Source organism: Streptomyces sp. NPDC047049, assembly GCF_040643995.1.
GTDB lineage: Bacteria > Actinomycetota > Actinomycetes > Streptomycetales > Streptomycetaceae > Streptomyces > Streptomyces mooreae.
Genome location: NZ_JBEYVM010000008.1, coordinates 126902 through 149635 on the forward strand (window position 1 = coordinate 126902; position 22734 = coordinate 149635).

Here is a 22734-nt window from a genome sequence, read left to right on the forward strand (position 1 = left end):
CCGCGAGGTCGAACGGCCTCACAGTCCCTGCAGCAACAAGCAGAGCGAACCTTACGACGACGGGCGCGATGAACCAAGAGCACGAGCCGGAGGCGACTCGCCGTAACGCCTCGGACACCGAAAGCAGCCGGGCCAGCCGGGGCTGGTGGGACAGCAACGCGGACGAGTACCAGAGCGAGCACGGTGCCTTCCTCGGGGACGACCGGTTCATCTGGGGCCCCGAGGGGCTGGACGAGGCGGACGCCGCGCTCCTCGGGCCGGCGGCCGAGCTGAAGGGCCGCCGGATCCTGGAGATCGGGGCCGGTGCGGCGCAGTGTTCCCGCTGGCTGGCGGCGCAGGGCGCGCTCCCGGTGGCGCTCGACATCTCCCACCGGCAGCTGCAGCACGCCCTGCGGATCGCCGGCGGGCCGGGCGAGGACGCCCTCGGTCTGGTCGAGGCGGACGCCGGGGCGCTGCCGTTCCGCGACGGCAGCTTCGACCTCGCCTGTTCCGCGTACGGGGCGCTGCCGTTCGTCGCCGATCCGGTGCGGGTGCTGCGCGAGGTGCGCCGGGTGCTGCGGCCGGGCGGCCGGTTCGTCTTCTCCGTCTCGCACCCGATCCGCTGGGCCTTCCCCGACGAGCCGGGGCCCGAGGGGCTGTCGGTGGGGGCGTCCTACTTCGACCGCACGCCGTACGTCGAGCAGGACGAGTTGGGCCGGGCCGTGTACGTCGAGCACCACCGGACGCTGGGCGACCGGGTGCGGGACCTGGTCGCGGCGGGATTCCGGCTGGAGGATCTCGTCGAACCGGAATGGCCCGAATGGAACACCCAGGAGTGGGGCGGCTGGTCCCCGCTGCGCGGCCATCTGATCCCTGGGACGGCGATCTTCGTGTGCTCGGCGGTGGCTCCTTAGCGGACCGCATCGGCTCCCTGGCCGGCCGGCGGGCCCGGCCGGGGCGGCAGACTGGGGGCGTGATCCGCCGTGACGCCCTTGACCAGCTGCCCGTCCGCACCGCGCTGCCCGCGCTGCGCGCCGCCCTCGACGGGCTCGGTGCCGCGGTGCTGTGCGCGCCGCCGGGCACCGGCAAGACGACGCTGGTGCCGCTGGAGCTGGCGGGCCTGACCGGCGAGGGGCCCAAGCGGCGGGTGCTGGTCGCCGAGCCGCGCCGGATCGCGGCGCGTGCGGCCGCGCGGCGGATGGCCTGGCTGCTGGGCGAGAAGGCCGGGGACCGGGTCGGGTTCACGGTGCGCGGGGAGCGCCGGGCCGGGCCCCGTACCGCCGTGGAAGTGGTGACGACCGGGGTGCTGCTGCAGCGGCTGCAGCGCGATCCGGAGCTGGCGGACGTCGATGTGGTGGTCCTCGACGAGTGTCATGAGCGGCATCTCGACGCCGATACCTCCGCGGCGTTCCTCCTGGACGTACGGGAGACCTTGCGGCCCGAGCTGCGGCTGGTGGCCGCGTCGGCCACGACGGATGCCGAGGGCTGGGCACGGCTGCTGGGCGGCCCGGAAGGCCCGGCGCCGGTGGTCGAGGCGGCGGGTGTGTCGCATCCGGTGGAGGTCGTGTGGGCGCCGCCGGAGCGGCCGGTGCGGCCGGCGCACGGGATGCGCGTCGATCCGGCGCTGCTGGCGCATGTGGCGGCGGTGGTGCGGCGGGCGCTGCGCGAGCAGACGGGTGATGTGCTGTGTTTCCTCCCCGGTGTCGGGGAGATCGGGCGGGTCGCCGGGGAGCTGGCCGGGGTGGACGCCGAGGTGCTGCAGGTGCACGGGCGGGCCCCGGCCGAGGTGCAGGACGCCGTACTGGCGGGCGGGGACGGCCTGCGCAGAGTGGTGCTGGCGACCTCGGTGGCGGAGTCCAGCCTGACCGTGCCGGGCGTGCGGGTGGTGGTGGACAGCGGGCTGGCGCGGGTTCCGCGGACGGATCATGCGCGGGGGCTCAGCGCGCTGACGACCGTGCGGGCCTCCCGGGCCGCGGGCCGTCAGCGCGCCGGCCGGGCGGGGCGCGAGGCGCCGGGGGTGGTGTACCGCTGCTGGCCGCAGGGCGAGGACGGGCGGCTGCCCGCGTTCCCCGATCCGGAGATCAAGGTCGCCGATCTGACGGCGTTCGCCCTGCAGGCGGCCTGCTGGGGCGATCCGGCGGCCGCCGGTCTCGCCCTGCTCGACGCGCCGCCGGCCGGTGCGCTGGCCGTGGCACGGGAGGTCCTGGCGGCGATCGGTGCGGTGGACGAGAGCGGCCGGGCGACGGCGCGGGGTGTGCGGATGGCACGGCTCGGACTGCATCCCCGGCTGGCACGCGCCCTGCTGGACGGCGCACCCGAGGTCGGCCTGCGCCGCGCCGCGGAGGTGGTCGCCCTGCTGAGCGAGGAACCGCCGCGGGCGTACGGGGACGACCTGGCGGCCGCGTGGCGCACCGCGCGGCGGGGCGGCGATGCCTACGCAGCGCGGTGGCGGCAGGAGGCACGGCGCCTGGCGTCGGCGGCCGGGGAGCCGCGGGCCGGGTCGGGCGCGGAGCCAAGTGGCGGAGGAGCGGGCGCGGAGCCCGTCGGCGGAGGAGCGGGCGCGGGGCCCGGTGCCGGACGAAGCCGGAGCGCCGCCGAGGACGTGGGCGGCCGGGCCGCTGCGGTCACCGTTGGCGGGCGGAGCGGAGCCGGGAACGGGGGCGGCACGACGGCAGCGGTCACCGACGATGCGGTGGCCGGCCTCCTTGCCGCGTTGGCCTTCCCGGAGCGGGTGGCGCGCGCCCGCGGGGGCGGGAGTTATCTCATGGCGTCGGGGACCGGCGCCGAGCTGGCGGGGGCGCGGGCCGGACGGGGGCACCGCGCGGGCCCTTCGGACGGGGGCGGCGGATCGGGGCTGCGGGATGCGGGGTGGCTGGCGGTTGCGGTGGCGGACCGGCCGGTGGCGGCGGTGTCGGCACGGGTGCGGCTCGCAGCGGTGATCGATGAGGAGACGGCATGCGCCGCGGCGCGGGCCCTGTACTCCACCGGTGAGGAGGTGCGCTGGGCGGACGGTGGCGTGGTGGCCAGGAGCGTGACCCGGCTGGGGGCGATCGAGCTGACGTCCCGGCCGCTGGCCGCGCCCGACCCCGGGCTGCTGCGGGACGCGGTGATCTCGAGCCTGCGGCGGGAGGGATTCGGTCTGCTGCGGTGGCCGCCGGGGGCGGCGACGCTGCGGCAGCGGCTGGCGTTTCTGCACCGGGAGCTGGGCGCGCCGTGGCCCGATGTGTCGGACGCGGCGCTGCTGGAGCGCGTCGAGGACTGGCTGGGGGTGGAACTCGGCCGGGCGCGGCGGCGGGCCGACCTGGCACGGGTCGATGCGGGGCAGGCGCTGGCCCGGCTGCTGCCCTGGGCGACCGGTGACGCGGCGCGCTTCGACGAGCTGGCACCGGAGCGCATCGAGGTGCCGAGTGGTTCGCGGGTGCGGGTGGATTACGAGGGTGAGCAGCCCGTACTGGCCGTCAAACTCCAGGAGTTGTTCGGCCTGCAGGAGTCGCCGCGGGTGGCCGGCGGGCGGGTTCCCGTGCTGGTGCATCTGCTGTCCCCCGCGGGGCGCCCGGCTGCCGTCACGGCGGATCTCGCCTCCTTCTGGCGGGACGGATACCGGTCCGTACGCGCGGAGTTGCGCGGGCGCTACCCCAAGCATCCCTGGCCACAGGACCCTTCGGCGGCCGAGCCGACCCGGCACACCTCGGCGCGGCGGGGGCGGGGCTGAGCGCGGGGCCGGAGGGGCGCGGAGGCGGCTCGCTGACGTCATGGGTCCACGTTACGGGCCGGCACTGACAACGCCGTCGCCGGACGACGGCGGCGCGGGGGCGGGCGCCGTGCCGGCCACCGCGCGGGGGCGGCGGCCGCGCGCTTCGAGGTGCAGGCTCAGGGCGAGCAACGCGGCGCCGAGGAGCAGGAATCCCCCGGGGAGGCAGCGGGTGAGCAGCAGGACGAGGGTGCGCTGCGAGGTCACCAGGGCCACGGTGGAGTCGATGTAGTCGTCCCGCATCTTCACATGGCCGGCGAACGCCGTGACCTTGCCGCCCCCGGACAGCAGTTGGCCGCCGCGCAGCTCCTCCCGGTGGATCTCCTGGCCGTTGACCGGCGCGCCGGTGACCGGCTCCACCCAGAACATCCGCTTGGTGGTGTACCAGCGGGTGGTGCCCATCTTCTCGACGGACTCGGGGGTGATGCCCTTGACCGGCATCTTCTTGGGGAACGCGACCTTGGTCCAGGGGACGGTCTGCTCGAAGTAGTAGACCTCCAGGCCGTGGAAGGTGCGGGTGCCCCTGTAGTGGATGGGGGCCGAGGCGCGGGTCTGGGCGTCGAAGTAGGCGTAGTCGCGCTTCTCGGTGAGGAACGGCCACTTGTACTCGATGCCCTCGCGGCGCACCGGGTCGCCGTCGACCATCTCGCCGGTGGCGTGCACGGGTTCCTGGGAGTGTGCGTCGAAGAGGTAGCGCTCGGGGATTGCGGAGACCATCTTGCCGTCGGGGCCCACGACGTAGGACAGCGCGTTCCAGACGACGACATCGCGACCCGCGGACTGCTCGATGCGCTCGGACGCGGCGACATCGCCCTTGAGGGTCTGCACGATGGTGACCCCGGGGACGCGCTCGGCCTTCATCGTCCCGTAGTTGAGGAGGGTGGCGGGCCTGGCCTCCAGGACCACGTCCTGGTACTGGCCGGGCGGGATCTTGGCGAGCCGCGGAAAGGCGTACCACCGCATCAGCGGGGACAGCGCGGTGACGAAGACGGCGAGGGCGAGCAGCACCAGGCTCGCCGGGCGGCGCATCCCTCTCGCCTCTCCGCGCCGGACGGGGCCGGCGGTACGGGGGGCGGCCGGGGGCGTGGGGGCGGGCTCCCCTGGGGGCTCGGTGCGGCGCATGGTGGCGTCCCTCCGTCAGGGGTGCTTGGGGACGGTGGTCAGCAGCGGCTTGGGAGAGGTCGTGCCGCCGGGTGCGCCGGTCGCGGTGAGGGTGAGGACGAGGGCGAGCGCGGCGGCCAGTCCGGCCGCGGCTGCTGTCAGTGCGCGCATGGTCGGCCTCCCAGGAGCTGATACAGCGTCAGGGCGGGGGCACCGTAGCAACGGGCGGCCGAGATGAGAACACGTGAGACCGCCGTCCTGCCCTGGACGGAGGGCAGGACGGCGGTGGCGGACGGGCGGCCGGGCCCCGGCCGGGGTGCGGGCCGCGGTGTGGTCAGGAACCGGCCGGGGCGACCTTCAGCTTGACGGTGAGGACGGCGCCGTCGGCGGTGGTCAGCCGCAGCAGGAACGTGCCGGCGTGCTTGTCGGTGTAGATCTTCGGGAGCTTCAGCAGGCCGTTGGCGTCCGTGGTGAGCCCGGTGAGGGTGCGGACCGGCTTGTCCTTGTCGCCGCCGGTGGCCGCGGGGTCCTTGAAGTAGGGGCCCTTGTCGTTCTCCTCGGGCTTCGGTCCCGCGGTCACCATGGTCGCGGTGATCGCCACGCCCGGCGCGGCCTTGCCCTGGTAGGTGGCCTCGACCTCGACCGCGTCCTCGGCGAAGGGCTGTCCGGCGGTCGCCGTCAGCTCCTTGTCCGAGGTGCGGGCGATCTTGTCGGCCTTCGGGGCGGGCCTGGCCTTGACGGTGGCGCCGAAGGCGACGGCGGGGGCGGTACGGCCCACGGCTGTGGCCCGGATGGTGAAGGCGCCGGCCTTGTCGCCCGCGTGCAGCGCGGGAGCGGTGGCGAGGCCGTCCTTGTCCGTCAGGACGGTGACGGAGGTGGCATCACCGGGGAAGCGGGCGCCGGTGGACGCGGGCAGGGTGAAGCGGACGGGGGCGCCGGCGACCGCCTTGCCGGCGGCGTCCTTGGCGCGTACCCGCGGCGGCGTGGCGAACTCGCCGCCGGCGGTGGCGCTCAGGTCCTCGTCGCCGACCCGTTCGAGGACGGTGAGCCGGGTGGGCTCGGTCGGCGGCTTCGGGGCGGGCGGCTTCGGGGTGGGCGGCGTCGGAGTGGGCTTCGGGGTGGGCTTCGGGGAGGGCGTGCCCGTGCCGCCCGGGGTGGGGTCGGTGCCGTGGGAACCGCCGGGCTTGCCGGGGTGGTCCGGCGTGCCGGTCTTGCCGGAGCCCGCGTGGCGGTCCGGGGCGCCGGAGCCGTGCTGGTGCTGCGTACCGCCGCCGGTGCGGCCGCCGTGGTTGCCGGTCCGGCCCGCGCCGTCGCGGTGCACCGGAAGGACGCCCCGGCCGTCCGGGACCTCGTGGGTGCCCTTGCGGTAGAACGCGTACCAGGACAGCACCGTCCGCAGGTAGTCCTCGGACGCGTTGTAGCCGAGTATCGCCCGGTCCAGGTCGTCCTGGACCGACAGGTCGCGGCCGCCGGCGCAGAGGTAGCGGCCCGCGGCGAGGGCCGCGTCGAAGACGTTGTGGGGGTCCTTCTTGCCGTCGCCGTTGCCGTCGGCGCCCCAACCGGTGCCGTCGGGGCCGCCGTTGGACCAGGTGGAGGGGATGAACTGCATCGGGCCCACGGCACGGTCGTGGGTGAGGTCGCCGTCGTAGCGGCCGCCGTCGGTGTCCTTGATCAGGGCGAAGCCGTGGCCGTTGAGCTGCGGGCCGAGGATCGGCTGAAGGGTGGTGCCCTCGGCGTCGACGGCGCCGCCGCGTGCCTGTCCGGACTCGACCTTGCCGATTCCGGCGAGCAGTTGCCAGGGCAGCCGGCAGCCCGGATCGGACGCGCCGACCGCCGAGGCGGCCTTCTTGTACGCGGCCAGGACGGTGGCGGGCAGACCGGCTTCGGCGGGCCCGGTGCCGAGGACGGGGCCCTGGCCGGTGTGGTGCTCATCGTGCGGCGGTGCCGGCCTGTGGACGGGCGGCCGGTCGGTGAAGTACGCCGAACCACCGTCGATGGGGGTGTCGGCGGGTGGGGTGGGCTTCTGCCCCTTGGCGGCCGAGTCCTCGGTGGCGGCGGGTGCCTGAGAAGCCGTCAGGGCGGCGAGCACCACGGCCGCCACCGCTGTCGAGGCCGCTCCCCTCCGGAGCCGCCTTCGGAATGTGGCTGCCATACGTGGTTCCCCTCCGCGTTGCCCTACCGCGTCCCTGACGCGGTGTTGCGCTCCCCAGCGCTCCAACTCAGGTGACATTACGACAACTCGGGCCCGGCATCTACCACCAACATCGGACACATAATGATCCGAATCGTCCAGGGGAGGCGCCGTGCCGTTTACGCTCCGTCATGCCGCGGACGTGCTCCCGGAACCTCCGGCGGACCGGCGCGGCGCGCGGTCCGTTGCTCTCCTCGGTGCTCGTGACCGGGCGCCTGTCGGGCACCCGCGCCCGCGGCACCCGTCGGGCTACTCGGCCAGCGCCGGGCCGGGTTGCGCCACCGGGGCCGGGGCGGCGCGCCGGGCGGCCCGCAGCAGGCAGGCTCCGCAGACGAAGCCGATGGCGGCCGCCAGCAGGTGGCCGACGGTGGTGAAGTCGGGCAGCTCCCCGCTCCAGTCGGCGCCGAGCACCGGCCAGGCGACGACACCGGCCGCCGCGAGCCACCGCGCCCGGCGCAGCAGGAGCGCCCCGGTCGCCAGCACCGTCTCGGCCCCGTAACTGATGCCGAAGTCGGTGGCGTGCCGGACGCCGTCCGGGTACCAGCCGTGGGCGAGAGCCACCTGGATCAACGGCACGGTCAGCAGCGTGGCGGCGAGATGACCCAGGACGAAGAGGGCGTAGGCACGTCCCGCTCCGTACCGTCGCTCCAGCCACGCCAGGCACACCACGACGCCGAGACCGAGCGTGATCAGCGTGCCGGCGAAGGCCTCCGAGGTGATCTCGGTCAGCGTGCCGTCGAAGAACAGCATGCTTCCGGCCAGGACACGGACCGGATGGTCCTGCAGGTTGTCCAGATTCGTACTGACGCCGAGCACCACACGCTGTGCCTCCGCCGTGGACAGCACCGCGGTGCACCAGAGATGGGTCGACAACAGCAGTCCGGCATAGCCGGCCGTGACCGGGCTGCGGGAGGCATAGGTGCCCAGGGCTCGGGCCGCGCGGCGTATCACGGAGTGATCAAAGCAGAGCGCCGTCGAGTGAACCGGCTCCATGACGCGTCGGGCGACGACCGCTTTCGGGCACCGTCGAGCGGGCCGGAACCGGCCGCAACTCGGTGCGGTGCGGGCCGGGTTGCGGCCGGACCGCGTGGCCGGGTGTGGCGCGGGGCGCCCGCGCCCGCACCCGGCCCGCTCCCCGCCTCAGTGCGCCGCCGACTCCCAGTCCTTGCCAAAGCCGACCGAGACATCCAGCGGGGCGCTCAGCTGGACCGCCGCTGCCATCTCCCGGCGGAGCAGTTCCTCGACCTTCTTGCGTTCGCCGTGGGCGACCTCGACGACGATTTCGTCATGGACCTGGAGCAGCATCCGCGACCGCAGCTCGGCGGCCCGCAGCGCCGCGTCGACCCGCAGCATCGCGATCTTGACGATATCGGCGGCGGTGCCCTGGATCGGGGCGTTCAGCGCCATCCGCTCGGCCATTTCGCGGCGCTGGCGGTTGTCGCTGTTGAGGTCGGGGAGGTAGCGGCGGCGGCCGAGCATCGTCTCGGTGTAGCCGGTGGCGCGGGCCTCCTCCACCGCACGCTGGAGGTAGTCGCGCACGCCGCCGAAGCGCTCGAAGAAGTTGTCCATCAGCTTGCGGGCCTCGTCGGGCTGGATGCCCAGCTGCTGGGAGAGGCCGAACGCCGACAGGCCGTACGCCAGACCGTAGGACATCGCCTTGATCTTGCGGCGCATCTCCGGGTCGACCTCGTTCTTGCCGACCGAGAAGACGTGGGAGGCGACGGTGGTGTGCAGGTCCTCGCCGGAGGTGAACGCCTCGATCAGGCCCTCGTCCTCGGAGAGGTGCGCCATCACCCGCAGCTCGATCTGGCTGTAGTCGGCGGTCAGCAGCGACTCGAAGCCCTCACCGACGACGAAGCCGCGGCGGATCGCCCGGCCCTCGTCCGTGCGCACCGGGATGTTCTGGAGGTTGGGGTCCGTGGAGGACAGCCGTCCGGTGGCCGCGACGGTCTGGTTGAAGGTGGTGTGGATCCGGCCGTCGGCGCCGATGGTCTTGATCAGACCCTCGACGGTCGTGCGCAGCTTGGCCTGCTCACGGTGCCTGAGCATGATCACCGGGAGCTCGTTGTCGGTCTGCGACGCCAGCCAGGCCAGGGCATCGGCGTCGGTCGTGTAGCCCGTCTTGGTCTTCTTCGTCTTGGGCAGGCCCAGCTCGCCGAAGAGGACTTCCTGCAGCTGCTTGGGCGAGCCGAGGTTGAACTCGTGGCCCGCGGCGGCATGCGCCTCCTTGACGGCCTGCTGTACCGCCCCCGCGAACTGCTGCTCCATCCGCTCCAGCCAGCCCCGGTCCGCGGCGATACCGGCCCGCTCCATCCGGGCCAGCAGCTCGCTGGTCGGCAGCTCCACCTCGCGCAGCAGATCGGCCGCACCGACCTCCGCCAGCTTCGCCTCGAACGCCGTCCCCAGGTCGAGGACCGTACGGGCCTGCCCCATCAGGGCGTCCGCCTCGGCCTCCTCGTCGGCACCGAAGGCGAGCTGGCCGTCGCCGGCCGCGGCCGGGGCGAGATCGCGCCCCAGGTATTCGAGGGAGAGCGCGTCCAGCGCGAAGGAGCGGCGGCCGGGCTTGACCAGGTAGGCGGCCAGGGCGGTGTCCATGGAGACGCCCTCGATGCGCCAGCCGTGCTCGCCGAAGACCCGCATCAGGCCCTTGGCGTTGTGCATCACCTTGGGACGGGCGGCGTCCGCGCTCCAGGCGGCGAAGGCCTGCTCGTCCGCTTCGTCGAGCTGGGCGGGGTCGAAGCAGGCGGCCGGGCCCGCGGGGGCCGCCAGCGCCACCTCGGCGACGCTGCCGCTGCCCAGCGTCCATACGTCGACCGTGGCCACACCCAGGGGGCCCGTGCCGTGTTCGGCCAGCCACGGAGCGAGTTCGCCGGTGCCGAGGACCGTGCCGTCCACCTCGATGCCCGGGGCCGGGGCGGCCTCCTCGGCGGCCTCGGCCGCTCCGGGGTCGACGGCGTGCAGCCGGTCGCGCAGACCCTGGTTGCGGATCTCCAGACCGTTGAGGAACACCGTGAGCGCATCGCGGTCGTACGCCTCGCGGACCAGCTCCGCCGGGCCGCACGGCAGCGCGACATCGCGCACCATCTCCGTGAGCCGCCGGTTGAGCTTCACCGCTTCCAGGTGCTCGCGGAGGTTGACGCCCGCCTTGCCCTTGACCTCGTCGGCGCGCTCCACCAGCTCGGCGAACGAACCGAACTCGTTGATCCACTTCGTGGCGGTCTTCGGGCCGACGCCCGGGATGCCGGGGAGGTTGTCCGACGGGTCGCCGCGCAGCGCGGCGAAGTCCGGGTACTGGGCGGGGGTGAGGCCGTACTTCGCGAAGACCTCCTCCGGGGTGAAGCGGGTCAGCTCCGAGACGCCCTTGGTGGGGTAGAGGACCGTGACGTCGTCGGAGACCAGCTGGAAGGAGTCGCGGTCGCCCGTGACGATCGAGACCTCGAAGCCCTGGGCGGTGGCCTGCTCGGTGAGCGTGGCGATGACGTCGTCGGCCTCGAAGCCCTCGACCGCGAACCGCTTGACGCGCATCGCGTCGAGCAGCTCGCCGATCAGCTCGACCTGGCCCTTGAACTCGTCGGGGGTCTTGGAACGGTTCGCCTTGTAGTCGGCGAACTCCTCGGACCGCCAGGTCTTGCGCGAGACGTCGAAGGCCACCGCGAAGTGCGTGGGCGCCTCGTCGCGCAGGGTGTTCGCGAGCATCGACGCGAAGCCGTAGATCGCATTGGTCGGTTGTCCCGTGACGGTCGTGAAATTCTCCACGGGCAGGGCGAAGAACGCCCGGTATGCCATGGAATGCCCGTCCATCAGGAGCAGGCGGGGACGGCCCCCCGCCGCCGCCTCGGTGCCGGTCGCTTCGCTCTTCTTCGCTGCCTTTGCTGCCACGCCCCCGATCCTGCCACGCCCCACTGACAATCCCCGCCGCGACGGTACGGCTCCTCGCCGCGGCCCGGCCCCGGACCGCGCCGGACCGGGCCCGCGCACCTCCCTGACCGTCACCGGACATCGCCCCGGCCGCCTCCGCACACCACCCCGGCCCGCCCCGGCCGCCCCACCGCAGCCGCACCCCCACTCGCCCCTACACCACCCCCCGCGTCCGTGACAGGATCGGATGTGTACAGCAACGATCCGCTGTGTACAGCAACGATCCGCCGCACCCGGCGGAGCGAGCAGCAGCTCAGGCTCAAGGGAGAGCGCCATGGCAGGCAAGCCGCCCACGTCGGACCCCGTCCAGGACGCGCCCCAGGTCAGCGAACCCCAGCACTCCGCCGTGGGGCTGCCGGCCATCACCCACGCCCTGCGCATCTCCCAGCAGCAGATGGGCGTCCGCCGTACCGCCCTCACCCTGCTGCGCGTCAACCAGCGCGACGGCTTCGACTGCCCCGGCTGCGCCTGGCCCGAGCCCGACAAGCCGCACACCGCCGAATTCTGCGAGAACGGCGCCAAGGCCGTCGCCGAAGAAGCCACCCTGCGCCGCGTCACCCCGGACTTCTTCGCCGACCACTCCGTCGCCGACCTCGCGACCCGCAGCGGCTACTGGCTCGGCCAGCAGGGCCGCCTCACCCACCCCATGTACCTCCCCGAGGGCGCCGACCACTACGAGCCGGTGACCTGGGAGCGGGCCTTCGACATCGTCGGCGAGGAGCTGACCGCCCTCGGCTCCCCCGACGAGGCCGTCTTCTACACCTCCGGCCGCACCAGCAACGAGGCCGCCTTCCTCTACCAGCTCTTCGCCCGCGAATTCGGCACCAACAACCTCCCCGACTGCTCCAACATGTGCCACGAGTCGTCGGGCTCCGCGCTGACGGAGACCATCGGCATCGGCAAGGGCAGCGTCCTCCTGGAGGACCTCTACCAGGCCGACCTGATCATCATCGCCGGGCAGAACCCGGGCACCAACCACCCCCGGATGCTCACCGCCCTGGAGAAGGCCAAGGCCGGCGGCACGAAGATCATCTCGATCAATCCGCTGCCCGAAGCCGGCCTGGAACGCTTCAAGAACCCGCAGACCCCGCGCGGCCTGGCCGGCGGCGGCACCGCGCTCACCGACCTCTTCCTCCAGGTCCGCCTCGGCGGCGACCAGGCGCTCTTCCGCGCCCTCAACCGCCTCCTCCTCGACACCGACGGCGCCCTCGACGAGGACTTCATCCGCACCCACACCCACGGCTTCGAGGAGTTCGCCCAGCAGGCCCGCGCCGACGACGACTGGGACGCGACGCTGCGCGCCACCGGCCTGACCCGCGCGGAGATCGACCGCGCCCTGGCCATGATCCTCGGCTCGCGCCGCACCATCGTGTGCTGGGCGATGGGCCTGACCCAGCACAAGCACTCCGTCCCCACCATCCGGGAAGTCGTCAACTTCCTCCTGCTGCGCGGCAACATCGGGCGCCCCGGGGCCGGCGTCTGCCCCGTACGCGGCCACAGCAACGTCCAGGGCGACCGCACCATGGGCATCTTCGAGCGCCCCGCCCCCGCCTTCCTCGACGCCTTGGAGAAGGAGTTCGGCTTCACCCCGCCCCGGGAGCACGGACTCGACGTCGTCCGCGCCATCCGCGCACTGCGCGACGGGCAGGCCAAGGTGTTCTTCGCGATGGGCGGCAACTTCGTGGCCGCCACCCCCGACACCGACGTCACCGAGGCCGCCATGCGCCGCGCCCGGCTGACCGTCCACGTCTCCACCAAGCTCAACCGCTCGCACGCGGTCACCGGTGCCCGAGCGCTGATCCTGCCGACCCTCGGCCGCACCGAACGCGACGTACGCACCGGCCCGGACGGGAAGCGCACGGAACAGTTCGTGACCGTCGAGGACTCCATGGGCATGGTGCACGCCTCCCGGGGCCGCCTGGCACCCGCGAGCCGTCAGCTGCTGTCCGAGACGGCCATCGTCGCCCGCCTGGCCCGCCGCGTGCTGGGCGAGGAGAGCCACACCCCCTGGGAGGAGTTCGAGAAGGACTACGCGACGATCCGCGACCGCATCGCCCGCGTCATCCCGGGCTTCGAGGACTTCAACACCAAGGTCGCCCGCCCCGGGGGCTTCGCCCTCCCGCACGCCCCCCGGGACAGCCGCAGCTTCCCCACCGCCACCGGGAAGGCCAACTTCACCGCCGCGCCCGTCACCTGCCCCACCGTCCCCGAAGGACGGCTGCTGCTGCAGACGCTGCGCTCCCACGACCAGTACAACACCACCATCTACGGCCTCGACGACCGCTACCGCGGCATCAAGAACGGCCGCCGCGTCGTCCTCGTCCACCCTGACGACGCCCGCGAACGAGGCCTGGCCGACGGGGCGTACACCGACCTGGTCAGCGAGTGGACGGACGGCAGCGAGCGGCGCGCGCCCGGCTTCCGGGTGGTGCACTACCCGACGGCCCGCGGCTGCGCGGCGGCCTACTACCCCGAGACCAATGTCCTCATCCCGCTCGACCACACCGCCGACACCAGCAACACCCCCGCCGCCAAGTCGCTCGTGATCCGCCTGGAGAGCCCCCGCGAGGACTGACCGCCACCGGGCCCGGCCGCCGGGAACAACAACCCCGCGCTGAGCGCTTGCTCAGGGGCCTGATAGGAACAGGCACGGATCGACGACGATCACGGGCGAGCGAACGGAGCCGTAGGCATGGGTGAGCAGAGCACGACCAAGTTTCCGCAGGAGGTCCTCGACCAGTGGGCCGGCCTCGGCCTCGACCTGCCGTCCTTCTTCTCCGCCGGGCACCTCGGCGAGCGGATGAGCGTGCAGGTCACCGAAGCCTCCCCCGAGCGCGTCGTCGGCACCATGCCCATCGAGGGCAACACCCAGCCCTACGGACTCCTGCACGGCGGCGCCTCCGCCGTCCTGGCCGAAACCCTCGGCTCCGTCGGCTCCATGCTGCACGGCGGCCCCACCAGGATCGCCGTGGGCGTCGACCTCAACTGCACCCACCACCGCGGCGCCCGCTCCGGCCTGGTCACCGGCGTCGCCACCCCCGTACACCGCGGCCGGTCCACGGCCACCTACGAGATCGTCATCACCGACGAAGACGACAAGCGGGTCTGCACCGCCCGCCTGACCTGCATGCTGCGCGAGACGGACGCCGAGATCTACCGCAGCTGACCCGCACCGGCCGGCGGACCGCCGGCCGCTCTCAGCGGCCCCGCACCCGGACCCCGGGTGCGGGGCCGTACGCCTTGCCGTAACCCTGCGTCACACGCGCGCCCCTCGGCGACGGCATCAACTCCCGTCCCCCGTACGGCCCCCGGCGCCCCCGCGCACACCGCATCCGCTATCCGGACGCTCTTCCGTCACCGCACGGCCCATCCCCCCGTGGAAGTGCGAGTTCACCCTCCGCACCGCGTTCGCCCTCCGGTGTAAGGACCATAACGGCAAAACGCTCATCGAAGGTCATAACAAGAGCGTCACATCCTGCTCAGCGACTCTGCCGGTGCGACGAACACCGGCCTAGAGTCACGGCCAGTCACCGCGCCGCCGGGCGCGCTGCAGCACGGACCCTGTACGGCCCGTACAGCCCGGCGAGCGAATCGGCCATGCGACAGTCGTGGCCGCGCCAGGGAAAGGACTGATCGTGCGTCACCGTTCCTTGCTCATCCTCACCACCGCAGTCACCACCGGCGCCCTCACGCTCTCCGCGTGCGGCTCGCGCGGCGACGACAACCAGAGCGGCGAAGGAAAGTCCACGGTCGTCATCGGCCTCGACGCCCCCACCACCGGCGAGCTCTCCGCGCTGGGCCTGGGCATCCGCAACTCCGCCCAGCTCGCCGTCAACACCGCCAACAAGACCGGCGAGGTCAAGGGCGTCACCTTCAAACTCGAAGCCCTCGACGACAAGGCCCTGCCCAACGTCGGCCAGCAGAACGCCACCAAGCTCGCCGGCGAGAAGGACGTCCTCGGCGTCATCGGCCCCCTCAACTCCGGCGTCGCCCAGTCCATGCAGCAGGTCTCCAAACAGAACAACCTCACGCTGATCTCCCCGGCGAACACCACCCCCGACCTCACCCAGGGCAAGGACTGGAAGCAGAACAAGCGCGTCCGCCAGTTCCCCACCTACTTCCGCACCGCCACCACCGACGAGGTCCAGGGCGCCTTCGACGGCCAGTACGCCTGGGAGAAGATGAAGGCCAAGAAGGCCTACATCATCGACGACCAGAAGACCTACGGCGTCGGCCTCGCCTCCTCCTTCAAGGACCAGTTCGCCAGACTCGGCGGCAAGATCGTCGGCACCGAGCACGTCAGCCCCGACGACCGTGACTTCAAGGCCGTCGTCTCCAAGGTCAAGTCCGCCAAACCCGACATGGTCTTCTACGGCGGCGAATACCCCGCCTCCGGCCCCCTCAGCCAGCAGCTCAAGGACGGCGGCGTCACCGCCCCCGTGATGGGCGGCGACGGCATGTACAGCAGCGACTACATCAAGCTGAACAAGAAGGCACAGGGCGACTACGCCTCCTCCGTCGGCAAGCCCGTCGAAGAACTCCCCTCCGCCAAGAAGTTCATCGCCGACTACAAGGCAGCCGGCTTCAAGGAGGGCTACGAGGCCTACGGCGGCTCCACCTACGACGCCACCTGGGCCGTCATCCAGGCCGTCAAAAAGGTCGTCGAAGCAGGCGGCGGCAAGCTCCCCGACGACGCCCGCAAAAAGGTCGCCGACGCCATGAACAAGGTGACCTTCGACGGCGTCACCGGCCCCGTCGCCTTCGACAAATACGGCGACACGACCAACACCATGATCACCGCCTACCAGGTCGAAAAGGGCGCCTGGGCCTCCCGCTTCAGCGCCGAATTCAAGAAGTTCGACAAGAGCTGACCCACCGCACCGCACCACCTCACCCCGGGCCGCGCCAGGACGCACCAATGACCCTGGCGCGGCCCGTGGCACACCACCGGGGACTTTGGGACACACCGGAGCCGCCCTTGGCCGCTCCTACGTCCCGGCCTGGATCTCGCTTTGCCGGGCGCGTCCGGGGCCGCGCTCCCGGCCCGGATCGATCCTGCACCGGCCTTGCTCCGTCGTCGCCTGTCGGCCCGGACCCCTCACAGCAGCCGTTCCGGATCCCTCGCACCCGGCTGGTTCTGAACCCTCCCTCCCCACCGGCCCGGATGCCTCACACCCAGCCGGCCAGGACCCCTCACAACCAGCCGTTCGGGACCCCTCACACCCGGCTGGTTCTGATCCTCACACCCAGCCGGCTCTGATCCCTCAATCCCAGCAGTCCCGGATCCCTCAATCCCAGCAGTCCCCGGATCCCTTACACCAGCAGTCCCGGATCCCTCACACCCAGCAGTCCCCGGATCCCTCACACCAGCAGTCCCGGATCCCTCACACCCAGCAGTCCCCGGATCCCTCACACCAGCAGTCCCGGATCCCTCACACCCAGCAGTCCCGGATCCCTCACACCCAGCAGTCCCGGATCCCTCACACCCACCCAACGGAGGCCCCGCGGTGAGCGAACTGCCGCAACAGCTGGCCAACGGACTCATCCTCGGCGCGATGTACGGACTCATCGCGATCGGCTACACGATGGTCTACGGAATCGTCCAGCTCATCAACTTCGCCCACGGCGAGATATTCATGGTCGGCGGCTTCGGAGCGCTCAGCGTCTTCCTCGCTCTCCCCGCCGGCACCTCTCTCGCCCTCGCCCTGCCGGTCATGCTGCTCGGCGGCATCGCCGTATCCGTTCTCGTCGGCATCGCGGCCGAACGATTCGCCTACCGACCACTGCGCGGCGCACCCCGCCTCGCCCCCCTCATCACCGCCATCGGCCTGTCCATCGCCCTCCAGCAAGCCATCTGGAAGTGGTACCCCGACGGCAAACAGGCCCGCGTCTTCCCGCAGTTCAAGGGCCACGCCTTCGACATCCTGGGCGCCACCGTCCAGCGCGGCGACGTCTTCGTCCTCATCGCCGCCCCCACCTGCATGATCGCCCTCGGCTTCTTCGTCGCCAAAACCCGCAGCGGCCGCGCCATGCAGGCCACCGCACAGGACCCCGACACCGCCAAGCTCATGGGCATCAACACCGACCGCATCATCGTCCTCGCCTTCGCCATCGGCGCCGCCTTCGCCGGCGTCGCCGCCGTCGCCTACGGACTGCGCACCGGCGAGGTCCAGTTCCGCATGGGCTTCATCATGGGCCTCAAGGCCTTCACCGCAGCCGTGCTCGGCGGCATCGGCAACATCTACGGAGCCATGCTCGGCGGCGTCGTCCTCGGCATCGCCGAAGCCCTCGCCACCGCCTACATCGAGGACATACCCGGCATGGAGCAATTCGGCGGCGGAGCCTGGAAGGACGTCTGGGCCTTCGTCCTCCTCATCCTCGTACTCCTGCTCAGACCACAAGGCCTCCTGGGCGAACGCGTCGCGGATCGGGCGTGATAGCGATGACCACCCACACCACCACACCCTCCGCCCGCGGCCTGCTCCCCCTCCCGGAACGCACCGCGCGCCTCCTCACCGCCGCCGGCGCCCTCGCCACCGCTGCCACCACCGGCCTCGCCTGGACCTGGAGCAGCGACTTCCCCGGCGACCTCACCTACTACTTCTCCCCCGCCGGACTGCAGGTCGTCACCCTCGCCGGCGGCCTCCTCACCCTGCTGTTCGCCCTCGCGGCACTCGGCGTCCGCGGCCTGCAATGGCTCACCCCCGCAGGACGCACCGCCCCCACCCTCCTCGCCGCCCTCGCCACCTTCGCCGCCACCTGGTTCACCCTCCTCGCCATCGCCGTCCAGCTCGGCGGGCTGATCAACCTCGAACCGGGCGGCGCCCTCGCGGCCGTCACCTCCCTGCTCACCCTGGCCGGCGCCCTCGCCCTGCCCCCCGACCGAGCCGCCGACCGGCCACCCTCGGGCCCCTGGCAGCGCTTCACCGCCACCCTCACCGCCGGCCCCCTGCGGCGCCCCACCCGCGCACTCCCCTCCTGGGCCGAGATCCTGATCATCGCCGCCGCCTTCGCCGCCGGGCTCCTCGCCTTCACCTACGGCATCGACACCGACGACGGCGCCCCCTTCGTCGGCTACCTGATCTTCATGGCGCTCGCCGTCCCCGCCCTCCACCGGGCCGGACTCATCGCCCGCCTCACCGCACTCACCCACACCCACCGCACCGTCGCCCTCGGCGCGGCCTTCCTCGCCGCCGCCTGCTTCCCCTTCACCCAGGACACCGACCAGTACACGATCATCGGGGCCAACATCCTGATCTTCGCCACCGTCGCCCTGGGCCTCAACGTCGTCGTCGGCCTCGCCGGCCTCCTCGACCTCGGGTACGTCGCCTTCCTCGGCGTCGGCGCCTACGCCGCCGCCCTCGTCTCCGGCTCCCCCGAATCCGCCTTCGGGCTCCACTTCCCCTTCTGGGCCGCCCTCCTCACCGGCGCCGCCGCCTCCCTCGTCTTCGGCGTCCTCATCGGCGCACCGACACTGCGCCTACGCGGCGACTACCTCGCCATCGTCACCCTCGGCTTCGGTGAGATCTTCCGCATCGCCATGCTCAACCTCAACGGCACCACCGGCCCCGACATCACCAACGGCGCCATGGGCATCCCCAACATCCCCAACCTCGAAATCTTCGGCTTCAACTTCGGCGAACCCCACGTCCTCCTCGGCATCCCCCTCGCCACCTACGGCAACTACTACCTGCTGATGATCCTCGTGACGGCCTTCGTCGTCCTCGTCTTCCGGCGCGCCGCGGCCTCCCGCATCGGCCGCGCCTGGATCGCCATCCGCGAAGACGAAACCGCCGCCATCGCCATGGGCATCAACAGCTTCCGCCTCCGCCTCCTCGCCTTCGCCCTCGGCGCGGCCCTCGCCGGACTCGCCGGCACCGTCCACGCCCACGTCGTCACCACCGCCACCCCCGAACAGTTCCAGTTCGCCGGGCCCCAGCCCCCCAACTCCGCCTTCCTCCTCGCCGCCGTCATCCTCGGCGGCATGGGAACCCTCAGCGGCCCCCTCGTCGGCGCCGCCCTCCTCTTCCTCATCCCGGCCAAGCTCGACTTCATCCAGGACTACCAACTCCTGCTCTTCGGCATCGCCCTCGTCCTCCTCATGCGCTTCCGCCCCGAAGGCCTCATCCCCGACCGCAGGAAGCAGCTCGAATTCCACGAAACCGGCCAACTCGACGTGCCCGACCAGCGCCTCCCCGACGCAGACGCCACCCTCGGCGCCACCCAGGCAAAGGCGTGACGACCATGACCACACCCACCAGCCTCGCACCCGCCACTGACACCGACACCGTCCTGCGAGCCGACGGCGTCACCATGCGCTTCGGCGGGCTCACCGCCGTACGCGACGTCAGCCTCACCGTCGGCACCGGCGAAATCGTCGGCCTCATCGGCCCCAACGGCGCCGGCAAAACCACCTTCTTCAACTGCCTCACCGGCCTCTATGTGCCCACCGAAGGCACCGTCAGCTACCGAGGCACCCGCCTCTCCCGCAAACCCCACCTCGTCACCCAGGCCGGCGTCGCCCGCACCTTCCAGAACATCCGCCTCTTCGCCAACATGACCGTCCTCGAAAACGTCCTCGTCGGACGCCACACCCGCACCAAAGAAGGCCTCTGGTCCGCCCTCCTGCGCGGCCCCGGCTTCAAAAAGGCCGAACGCACCAGCGAACAACGCGCCATGGAACTACTGGAGTTCACCGGCCTCGCCCACAAACGCGACCACCTCTCCCGCAACCTCCCCTACGGCGAACAACGCAAGCTCGAAATCGCCCGCGCCCTCGCCAGCGAACCCGGACTGCTGCTCCTGGACGAACCCACCGCCGGCATGAACCCCCAGGAAACCCGCGCCACCCAGGACCTCGTCCTCGCCATCCGCGCACAGGGCACCGCCGTCCTCGTCATCGAGCACGACATGCGCTTCATCTTCAACCTCTGCGACCGCGTCGCCGTCCTCGTCCAGGGACAGAAACTCGTCGAGGGCACCGCCGAGATCGTCCAGGCCGACGAACGCGTCATCGCCGCCTACCTCGGCACCCCCGTCGAGGGCATGCCGGCGCCGGACGACACCACGGACCCGGACGGCACCCCGCCCCCGGACCACCCCACGACGCCGGACGGCACGGCAAGCCCGGCGGCCGGGACGGAAAAACCCGACGGGCCGGGAAAGCCCGAAGGAGCAGGAGAACCCGACGCAGCGGACACGGCGACCCCACCAGACCAGCCGGCCCAGGGACAGACCGGAGACACCCCATGACCGCACTGCTCCAAGTCGAGGACCTGCGCGTCGCCTACGGCAAGATCGAAGCCGTCAAAGGCATCTCGTTCACCGTCGAAGCAGGGCAGGCCGTCACCCTCATCGGCACCAACGGCGCCGGCAAAACCACCACCCTGCGCACCCTCTCCGGCCTCCTCAAGCCCCTCGCCGGCAAGATCACCTTCGACGGCGAACCACTCGACGGCGTCCCCGCCCACAAGATCGTCGAACGCGGCCTCGCCCACTCCCCCGAAGGCCGCCGCCTCTTCCCCCGCCTCACCATCGCCGAAAACCTCCAGCTCGGCGCCTTCCTCCGCAAGGACCCCGACGGCATCGAGAAAGACATCCAACGCGTCTACGAGCTCTTCCCCATCCTCGGCGAACGCAGCAAACAAGCCTCCGGCACCCTCTCCGGCGGCGAACAGCAAATGCTCGCCATGGGCCGCGCCCTGATGTCCCGCCCCAAACTCCTCATGCTCGACGAGCCCTCCATGGGCCTCTCCCCGATCATGATGCAGAAGATCATGGAAACCATCCGCGAACTCCGCTCCCAAGGCACCACCATCCTCCTCGTCGAACAGAACGCCCAGGCCGCGCTCTCCCTCGCCGACCAGGGACACGTCATGGAAATCGGCCGCATCGTCCTCTCCGGCAGCGGCGCATCCCTCCTCCACGACGAATCCGTCCGCAAGGCCTACCTCGGCGAGGACTGACCCACCCGCACCGACGCGAGCGGCCCCGCACCGATGAAGATCGGTACGGGGCCGCTCGCACACTCCGGACGAGCCCGGCTGCCGCCGGCTACTGGTCCTTCTGCTGCTTCTTCTCCTCGGCATCCTCGATGACCGCCTCGGCCACCTGCTGCATCGACAGCCGGCGGTCCATCGACGTCTTCTGGATCCACCGGAACGCGGCCGGCTCCGTCAGCCCGTACTGCGTCTGCAGAATGCTCTTCGCCCGGTCCACCAGCTTCCGGGTCTCCAGCCGCTGGGTGAGGTCCGCGACCTCCTGCTCCAGCGTCCTCAGCTCGGTGAACCGGCTCACCGCCATCTCGATCGCCGGAACCACATCGGTCTTGGAGAACGGCTTCACCAGATACGCCATCGCGCCCGCGTCCCGCGCCCGCTCCACCAGCTCACGCTGCGAGAACGCGGTCAGCATCAGCACCGGCGCGATGCTCTCCTCGGCGATCTTCTCGGCCGCCGAGATACCGTCCAGCACCGGCATCTTCACGTCCAGGATCACCAGATCGGGACGGTGCTCCCGGGCCAGCTCCACGGCGGTCTGCCCGTCCCCGGCCTCACCGACGACGGTGTAGCCCTCTTCCTCCAGCATCTCTTTGAGGTCGAGACGGATGAGGGCCTCGTCCTCGGCGATCACGACGCGCGTGGTCAGCGGCGGGACGTGCGACTGATCGTCATCGGCGACGGGCTGCTCGGGCTCGGCGGCGCTCACGGGACTCCTCATTCCAGGCAGGTGGTGCCCCATGAGCCTACCTAGCTCCTGTAAGGTGGTCCCACAGCAGGTGGGCGTTAACCTTGGATTCCGCTGGCCCCGGTAGCCCAATTGGCAGCAGGCAATGGATTCAAAACCCATACAGTGTCGGTTCGAGTCCGACCCGGGGCACTTTTCCTTCGGTTCCAAGGTCACCCCACCATCCGGAGGAATTCGCTCAATGGAGCGAATCTTTGCGTGAGTGCCCCCACGGCGGGAAAAGCACCACCAGGCTCGCAAGCATGTACGACCGCATGACGCGCGAACGCGCCCTCGCTCTCGTCGCACAGGGCCGCAGTCTGAATTCCGTGAGCAGACAGACCGGGATCTCCCGGTACACGATCCGTTCCTGGCAGACCCGCATCGAACCGCTGTCCCGTGCCACGCAGTGCCCACGCTGCGAAGCAATCCCCCGCCCTCCTCGGGCCCCGCATGCCTACGCCTACTTACTCGGCCTCTACCTCGGTGACGGGTGCCTCAGCGAACAACCGCGGCGCCGCGGGTACGCGCTCCGGATCGCCTGCGCGGACGCCTGGCCAGGGCTCATCGCAGCGTGCCGGGAGGCGATCAAGGCAGTCCGGCCGATGAACAGCGTGTGTCTCGTCCAATGCCAGGGCTGCGTCATGGTGACGAGCTACAGCCACCACTGGCGGTGCCTGTTCCCCCAGCACGGGCCGGGCAAGAAACATGAGCGGCGGATCCAACTCGACGCCTGGCAGCAGCAGATCGTCGACGCCCACCCCTGGGAATTCCTGCGCGGACTCATCCACTCCGACGGCTGCCGGATCACCAACTGGGCCACCCGCACGGTCGCCGGACAGCGCAAGCGCTATGAGTACCCGCGGTATTTCTTTACCAATAGCTCCGCCGACATCATCGGCCTCTTCACCGGCACCCTCGACGCAGTCGGGGTCGAGTGGAGACCCGCCCGGCAATCCCGCACGGCACAGAACATCTCCGTGGCCCGCAAAGCCTCCGTCGCTCTCATGGACCGACACATCGGGCCGAAGTACTGACGGGGACGGCAGTCAGGTACCTCGGCCCAGCG

General features: G+C 71.5%; 16 protein-coding genes and 1 tRNA gene. 11 read left to right on the forward strand and 6 right to left on the reverse strand.

Annotated elements, in window-relative coordinates; genetic code table 11:
- Positions 1-68: 68 nt before the first annotated feature.
- Together ABZ851_RS20095 and ABZ851_RS20100 are read left to right on the forward strand one after the other, a co-directional pair.
- A complete protein-coding gene (locus ABZ851_RS20095; protein ID WP_361129208.1) occupies positions 69-893 on the forward strand; it encodes a class I SAM-dependent methyltransferase in 825 nt (274 codons plus the stop codon).
- A gap of 59 nt (positions 894-952) precedes the next feature.
- Positions 953-3691, forward strand: coding sequence for an ATP-dependent helicase C-terminal domain-containing protein (locus tag ABZ851_RS20100; protein WP_361129211.1), 2739 nt, complete (start codon positions 953-955; stop codon positions 3689-3691).
- A 51-nt stretch (positions 3692-3742) separates the two neighbouring features.
- Here ABZ851_RS20100 and ABZ851_RS20105 read toward each other — a convergent pair whose 3' ends face one another.
- The 5 genes from ABZ851_RS20105 to polA all read right to left on the reverse strand — a co-directional run bounded on the left by ABZ851_RS20105 (position 3743) and on the right by polA (position 10901).
- A complete protein-coding gene (locus tag ABZ851_RS20105) occupies positions 3743-4759 on the reverse strand; it encodes a DUF3068 domain-containing protein (protein ID WP_361129554.1) in 1017 nt (338 codons plus the stop codon).
- Positions 4760-4867: 108 nt separating this feature from the next.
- Positions 4868-5002: an SPW_0924 family protein gene (locus ABZ851_RS20110; RefSeq protein WP_311623378.1), complete on the reverse strand. Its 135-nt coding sequence runs from the start codon at positions 5000-5002 to the stop codon at positions 4868-4870.
- Positions 5003-5165: 163 nt separating this feature from the next.
- A complete protein-coding gene (locus ABZ851_RS20115; protein WP_361129214.1) occupies positions 5166-6983 on the reverse strand; it encodes a lytic transglycosylase in 1818 nt (605 codons plus the stop codon).
- Positions 6984-7271: 288 nt separating this feature from the next.
- The gene (locus tag ABZ851_RS20120; protein ID WP_361129217.1) at positions 7272-7973 is read right to left on the reverse strand and encodes a rhomboid-like protein; all 702 of its coding nucleotides are present in this window, start codon (positions 7971-7973) and stop codon (positions 7272-7274) included.
- 189 nt (positions 7974-8162) lie between these two features.
- Positions 8163-10901: a DNA polymerase I gene (gene polA, locus ABZ851_RS20125; protein ID WP_361129220.1), complete on the reverse strand. Its 2739-nt coding sequence runs from the start codon at positions 10899-10901 to the stop codon at positions 8163-8165.
- A gap of 313 nt (positions 10902-11214) precedes the next feature.
- Between polA and ABZ851_RS20130 the strand changes: the two genes are divergently transcribed.
- The 7 genes from ABZ851_RS20130 (at position 11215) to ABZ851_RS20160 (ending at position 20905) form a co-directional block, all read left to right on the forward strand.
- Positions 11215-13515 carry an FdhF/YdeP family oxidoreductase gene (locus ABZ851_RS20130; protein WP_361129223.1) on the forward strand — a complete coding sequence of 767 codons (2301 nt, stop codon included), beginning with the start codon at positions 11215-11217 and terminating at the stop codon, positions 13513-13515.
- A 117-nt stretch (positions 13516-13632) separates the two neighbouring features.
- The gene (locus tag ABZ851_RS20135; protein WP_361129226.1) at positions 13633-14106 is read left to right on the forward strand and encodes a PaaI family thioesterase; all 474 of its coding nucleotides are present in this window, start codon (positions 13633-13635) and stop codon (positions 14104-14106) included.
- A gap of 484 nt (positions 14107-14590) precedes the next feature.
- On the forward strand, positions 14591-15811 hold the full coding sequence (locus tag ABZ851_RS20140) for a branched-chain amino acid ABC transporter substrate-binding protein (protein ID WP_361129557.1): 1221 nt from the start codon (positions 14591-14593) through the stop codon (positions 15809-15811).
- Between the two features lie 636 nt (positions 15812-16447).
- Positions 16448-17377: a branched-chain amino acid ABC transporter permease gene (locus ABZ851_RS20145; protein ID WP_336049377.1), complete on the forward strand. Its 930-nt coding sequence runs from the start codon at positions 16448-16450 to the stop codon at positions 17375-17377.
- Between the two features lie 5 nt (positions 17378-17382).
- The gene (locus ABZ851_RS20150; protein WP_361129230.1) at positions 17383-19179 is read left to right on the forward strand and encodes a branched-chain amino acid ABC transporter permease; all 1797 of its coding nucleotides are present in this window, start codon (positions 17383-17385) and stop codon (positions 19177-19179) included.
- A gap of 5 nt (positions 19180-19184) precedes the next feature.
- Positions 19185-20192: an ABC transporter ATP-binding protein gene (locus tag ABZ851_RS20155; protein ID WP_361129233.1), complete on the forward strand. Its 1008-nt coding sequence runs from the start codon at positions 19185-19187 to the stop codon at positions 20190-20192.
- Complete coding sequence (locus ABZ851_RS20160) at positions 20189-20905, forward strand: ABC transporter ATP-binding protein (RefSeq protein ID WP_361129236.1); 717 nt, start codon at positions 20189-20191, stop codon at positions 20903-20905. Before ABZ851_RS20155 ends, ABZ851_RS20160 begins: the two co-directional genes overlap by 4 nt.
- Before the next feature lie 88 nt (positions 20906-20993).
- Here ABZ851_RS20160 and ABZ851_RS20165 read toward each other — a convergent pair whose 3' ends face one another.
- On the reverse strand, positions 20994-21647 hold the full coding sequence (locus ABZ851_RS20165; RefSeq protein WP_030080083.1) for a response regulator: 654 nt from the start codon (positions 21645-21647) through the stop codon (positions 20994-20996).
- Positions 21648-21743: 96 nt separating this feature from the next.
- On the opposite strand from ABZ851_RS20165, the gene ABZ851_RS20170 reads away from it, so the two are divergent.
- Both ABZ851_RS20170 and ABZ851_RS20175 read left to right on the forward strand, forming a co-directional pair.
- Positions 21744-21818, forward strand: a tRNA-Leu gene (locus ABZ851_RS20170).
- A 110-nt stretch (positions 21819-21928) separates the two neighbouring features.
- Complete coding sequence (locus tag ABZ851_RS20175) at positions 21929-22702, forward strand: transcriptional regulator (protein ID WP_361129240.1); 774 nt, start codon at positions 21929-21931, stop codon at positions 22700-22702.
- Positions 22703-22734 lie beyond the last annotated feature (32 nt).

Bases quoted from the DNA above. Each gene is read 5' to 3' on its own strand.
- ABZ851_RS20095 (WP_361129208.1), top strand. From the start codon at position 69: ATGAACCAAGAGCACGAGCCGGAGGCGACTCGCCGTAACGCCTCGGAC.
- ABZ851_RS20105 (WP_361129554.1), bottom strand. From the start codon at position 4,759: ATGCGCCGCCCGGCGAGCCTGGTGCTGCTCGCCCTCGCCGTCTTCGTC.
- ABZ851_RS20110 (WP_311623378.1), bottom strand. From the start codon at position 5,002: ATGCGCGCACTGACAGCAGCCGCGGCCGGACTGGCCGCCGCGCTCGCC.
- ABZ851_RS20115 (WP_361129214.1), bottom strand. From the start codon at position 6,983: ATGGCAGCCACATTCCGAAGGCGGCTCCGGAGGGGAGCGGCCTCGACA.
- ABZ851_RS20130 (WP_361129223.1), top strand. From the start codon at position 11,215: ATGGCAGGCAAGCCGCCCACGTCGGACCCCGTCCAGGACGCGCCCCAG.
- ABZ851_RS20135 (WP_361129226.1), top strand. From the start codon at position 13,633: ATGGGTGAGCAGAGCACGACCAAGTTTCCGCAGGAGGTCCTCGACCAG.
- ABZ851_RS20150 (WP_361129230.1), top strand. From the start codon at position 17,383: ATGACCACCCACACCACCACACCCTCCGCCCGCGGCCTGCTCCCCCTC.
- ABZ851_RS20155 (WP_361129233.1), top strand. From the start codon at position 19,185: ATGACCACACCCACCAGCCTCGCACCCGCCACTGACACCGACACCGTC.
- ABZ851_RS20160 (WP_361129236.1), top strand. From the start codon at position 20,189: ATGACCGCACTGCTCCAAGTCGAGGACCTGCGCGTCGCCTACGGCAAG.
- ABZ851_RS20175 (WP_361129240.1), top strand. From the start codon at position 21,929: ATGTACGACCGCATGACGCGCGAACGCGCCCTCGCTCTCGTCGCACAG.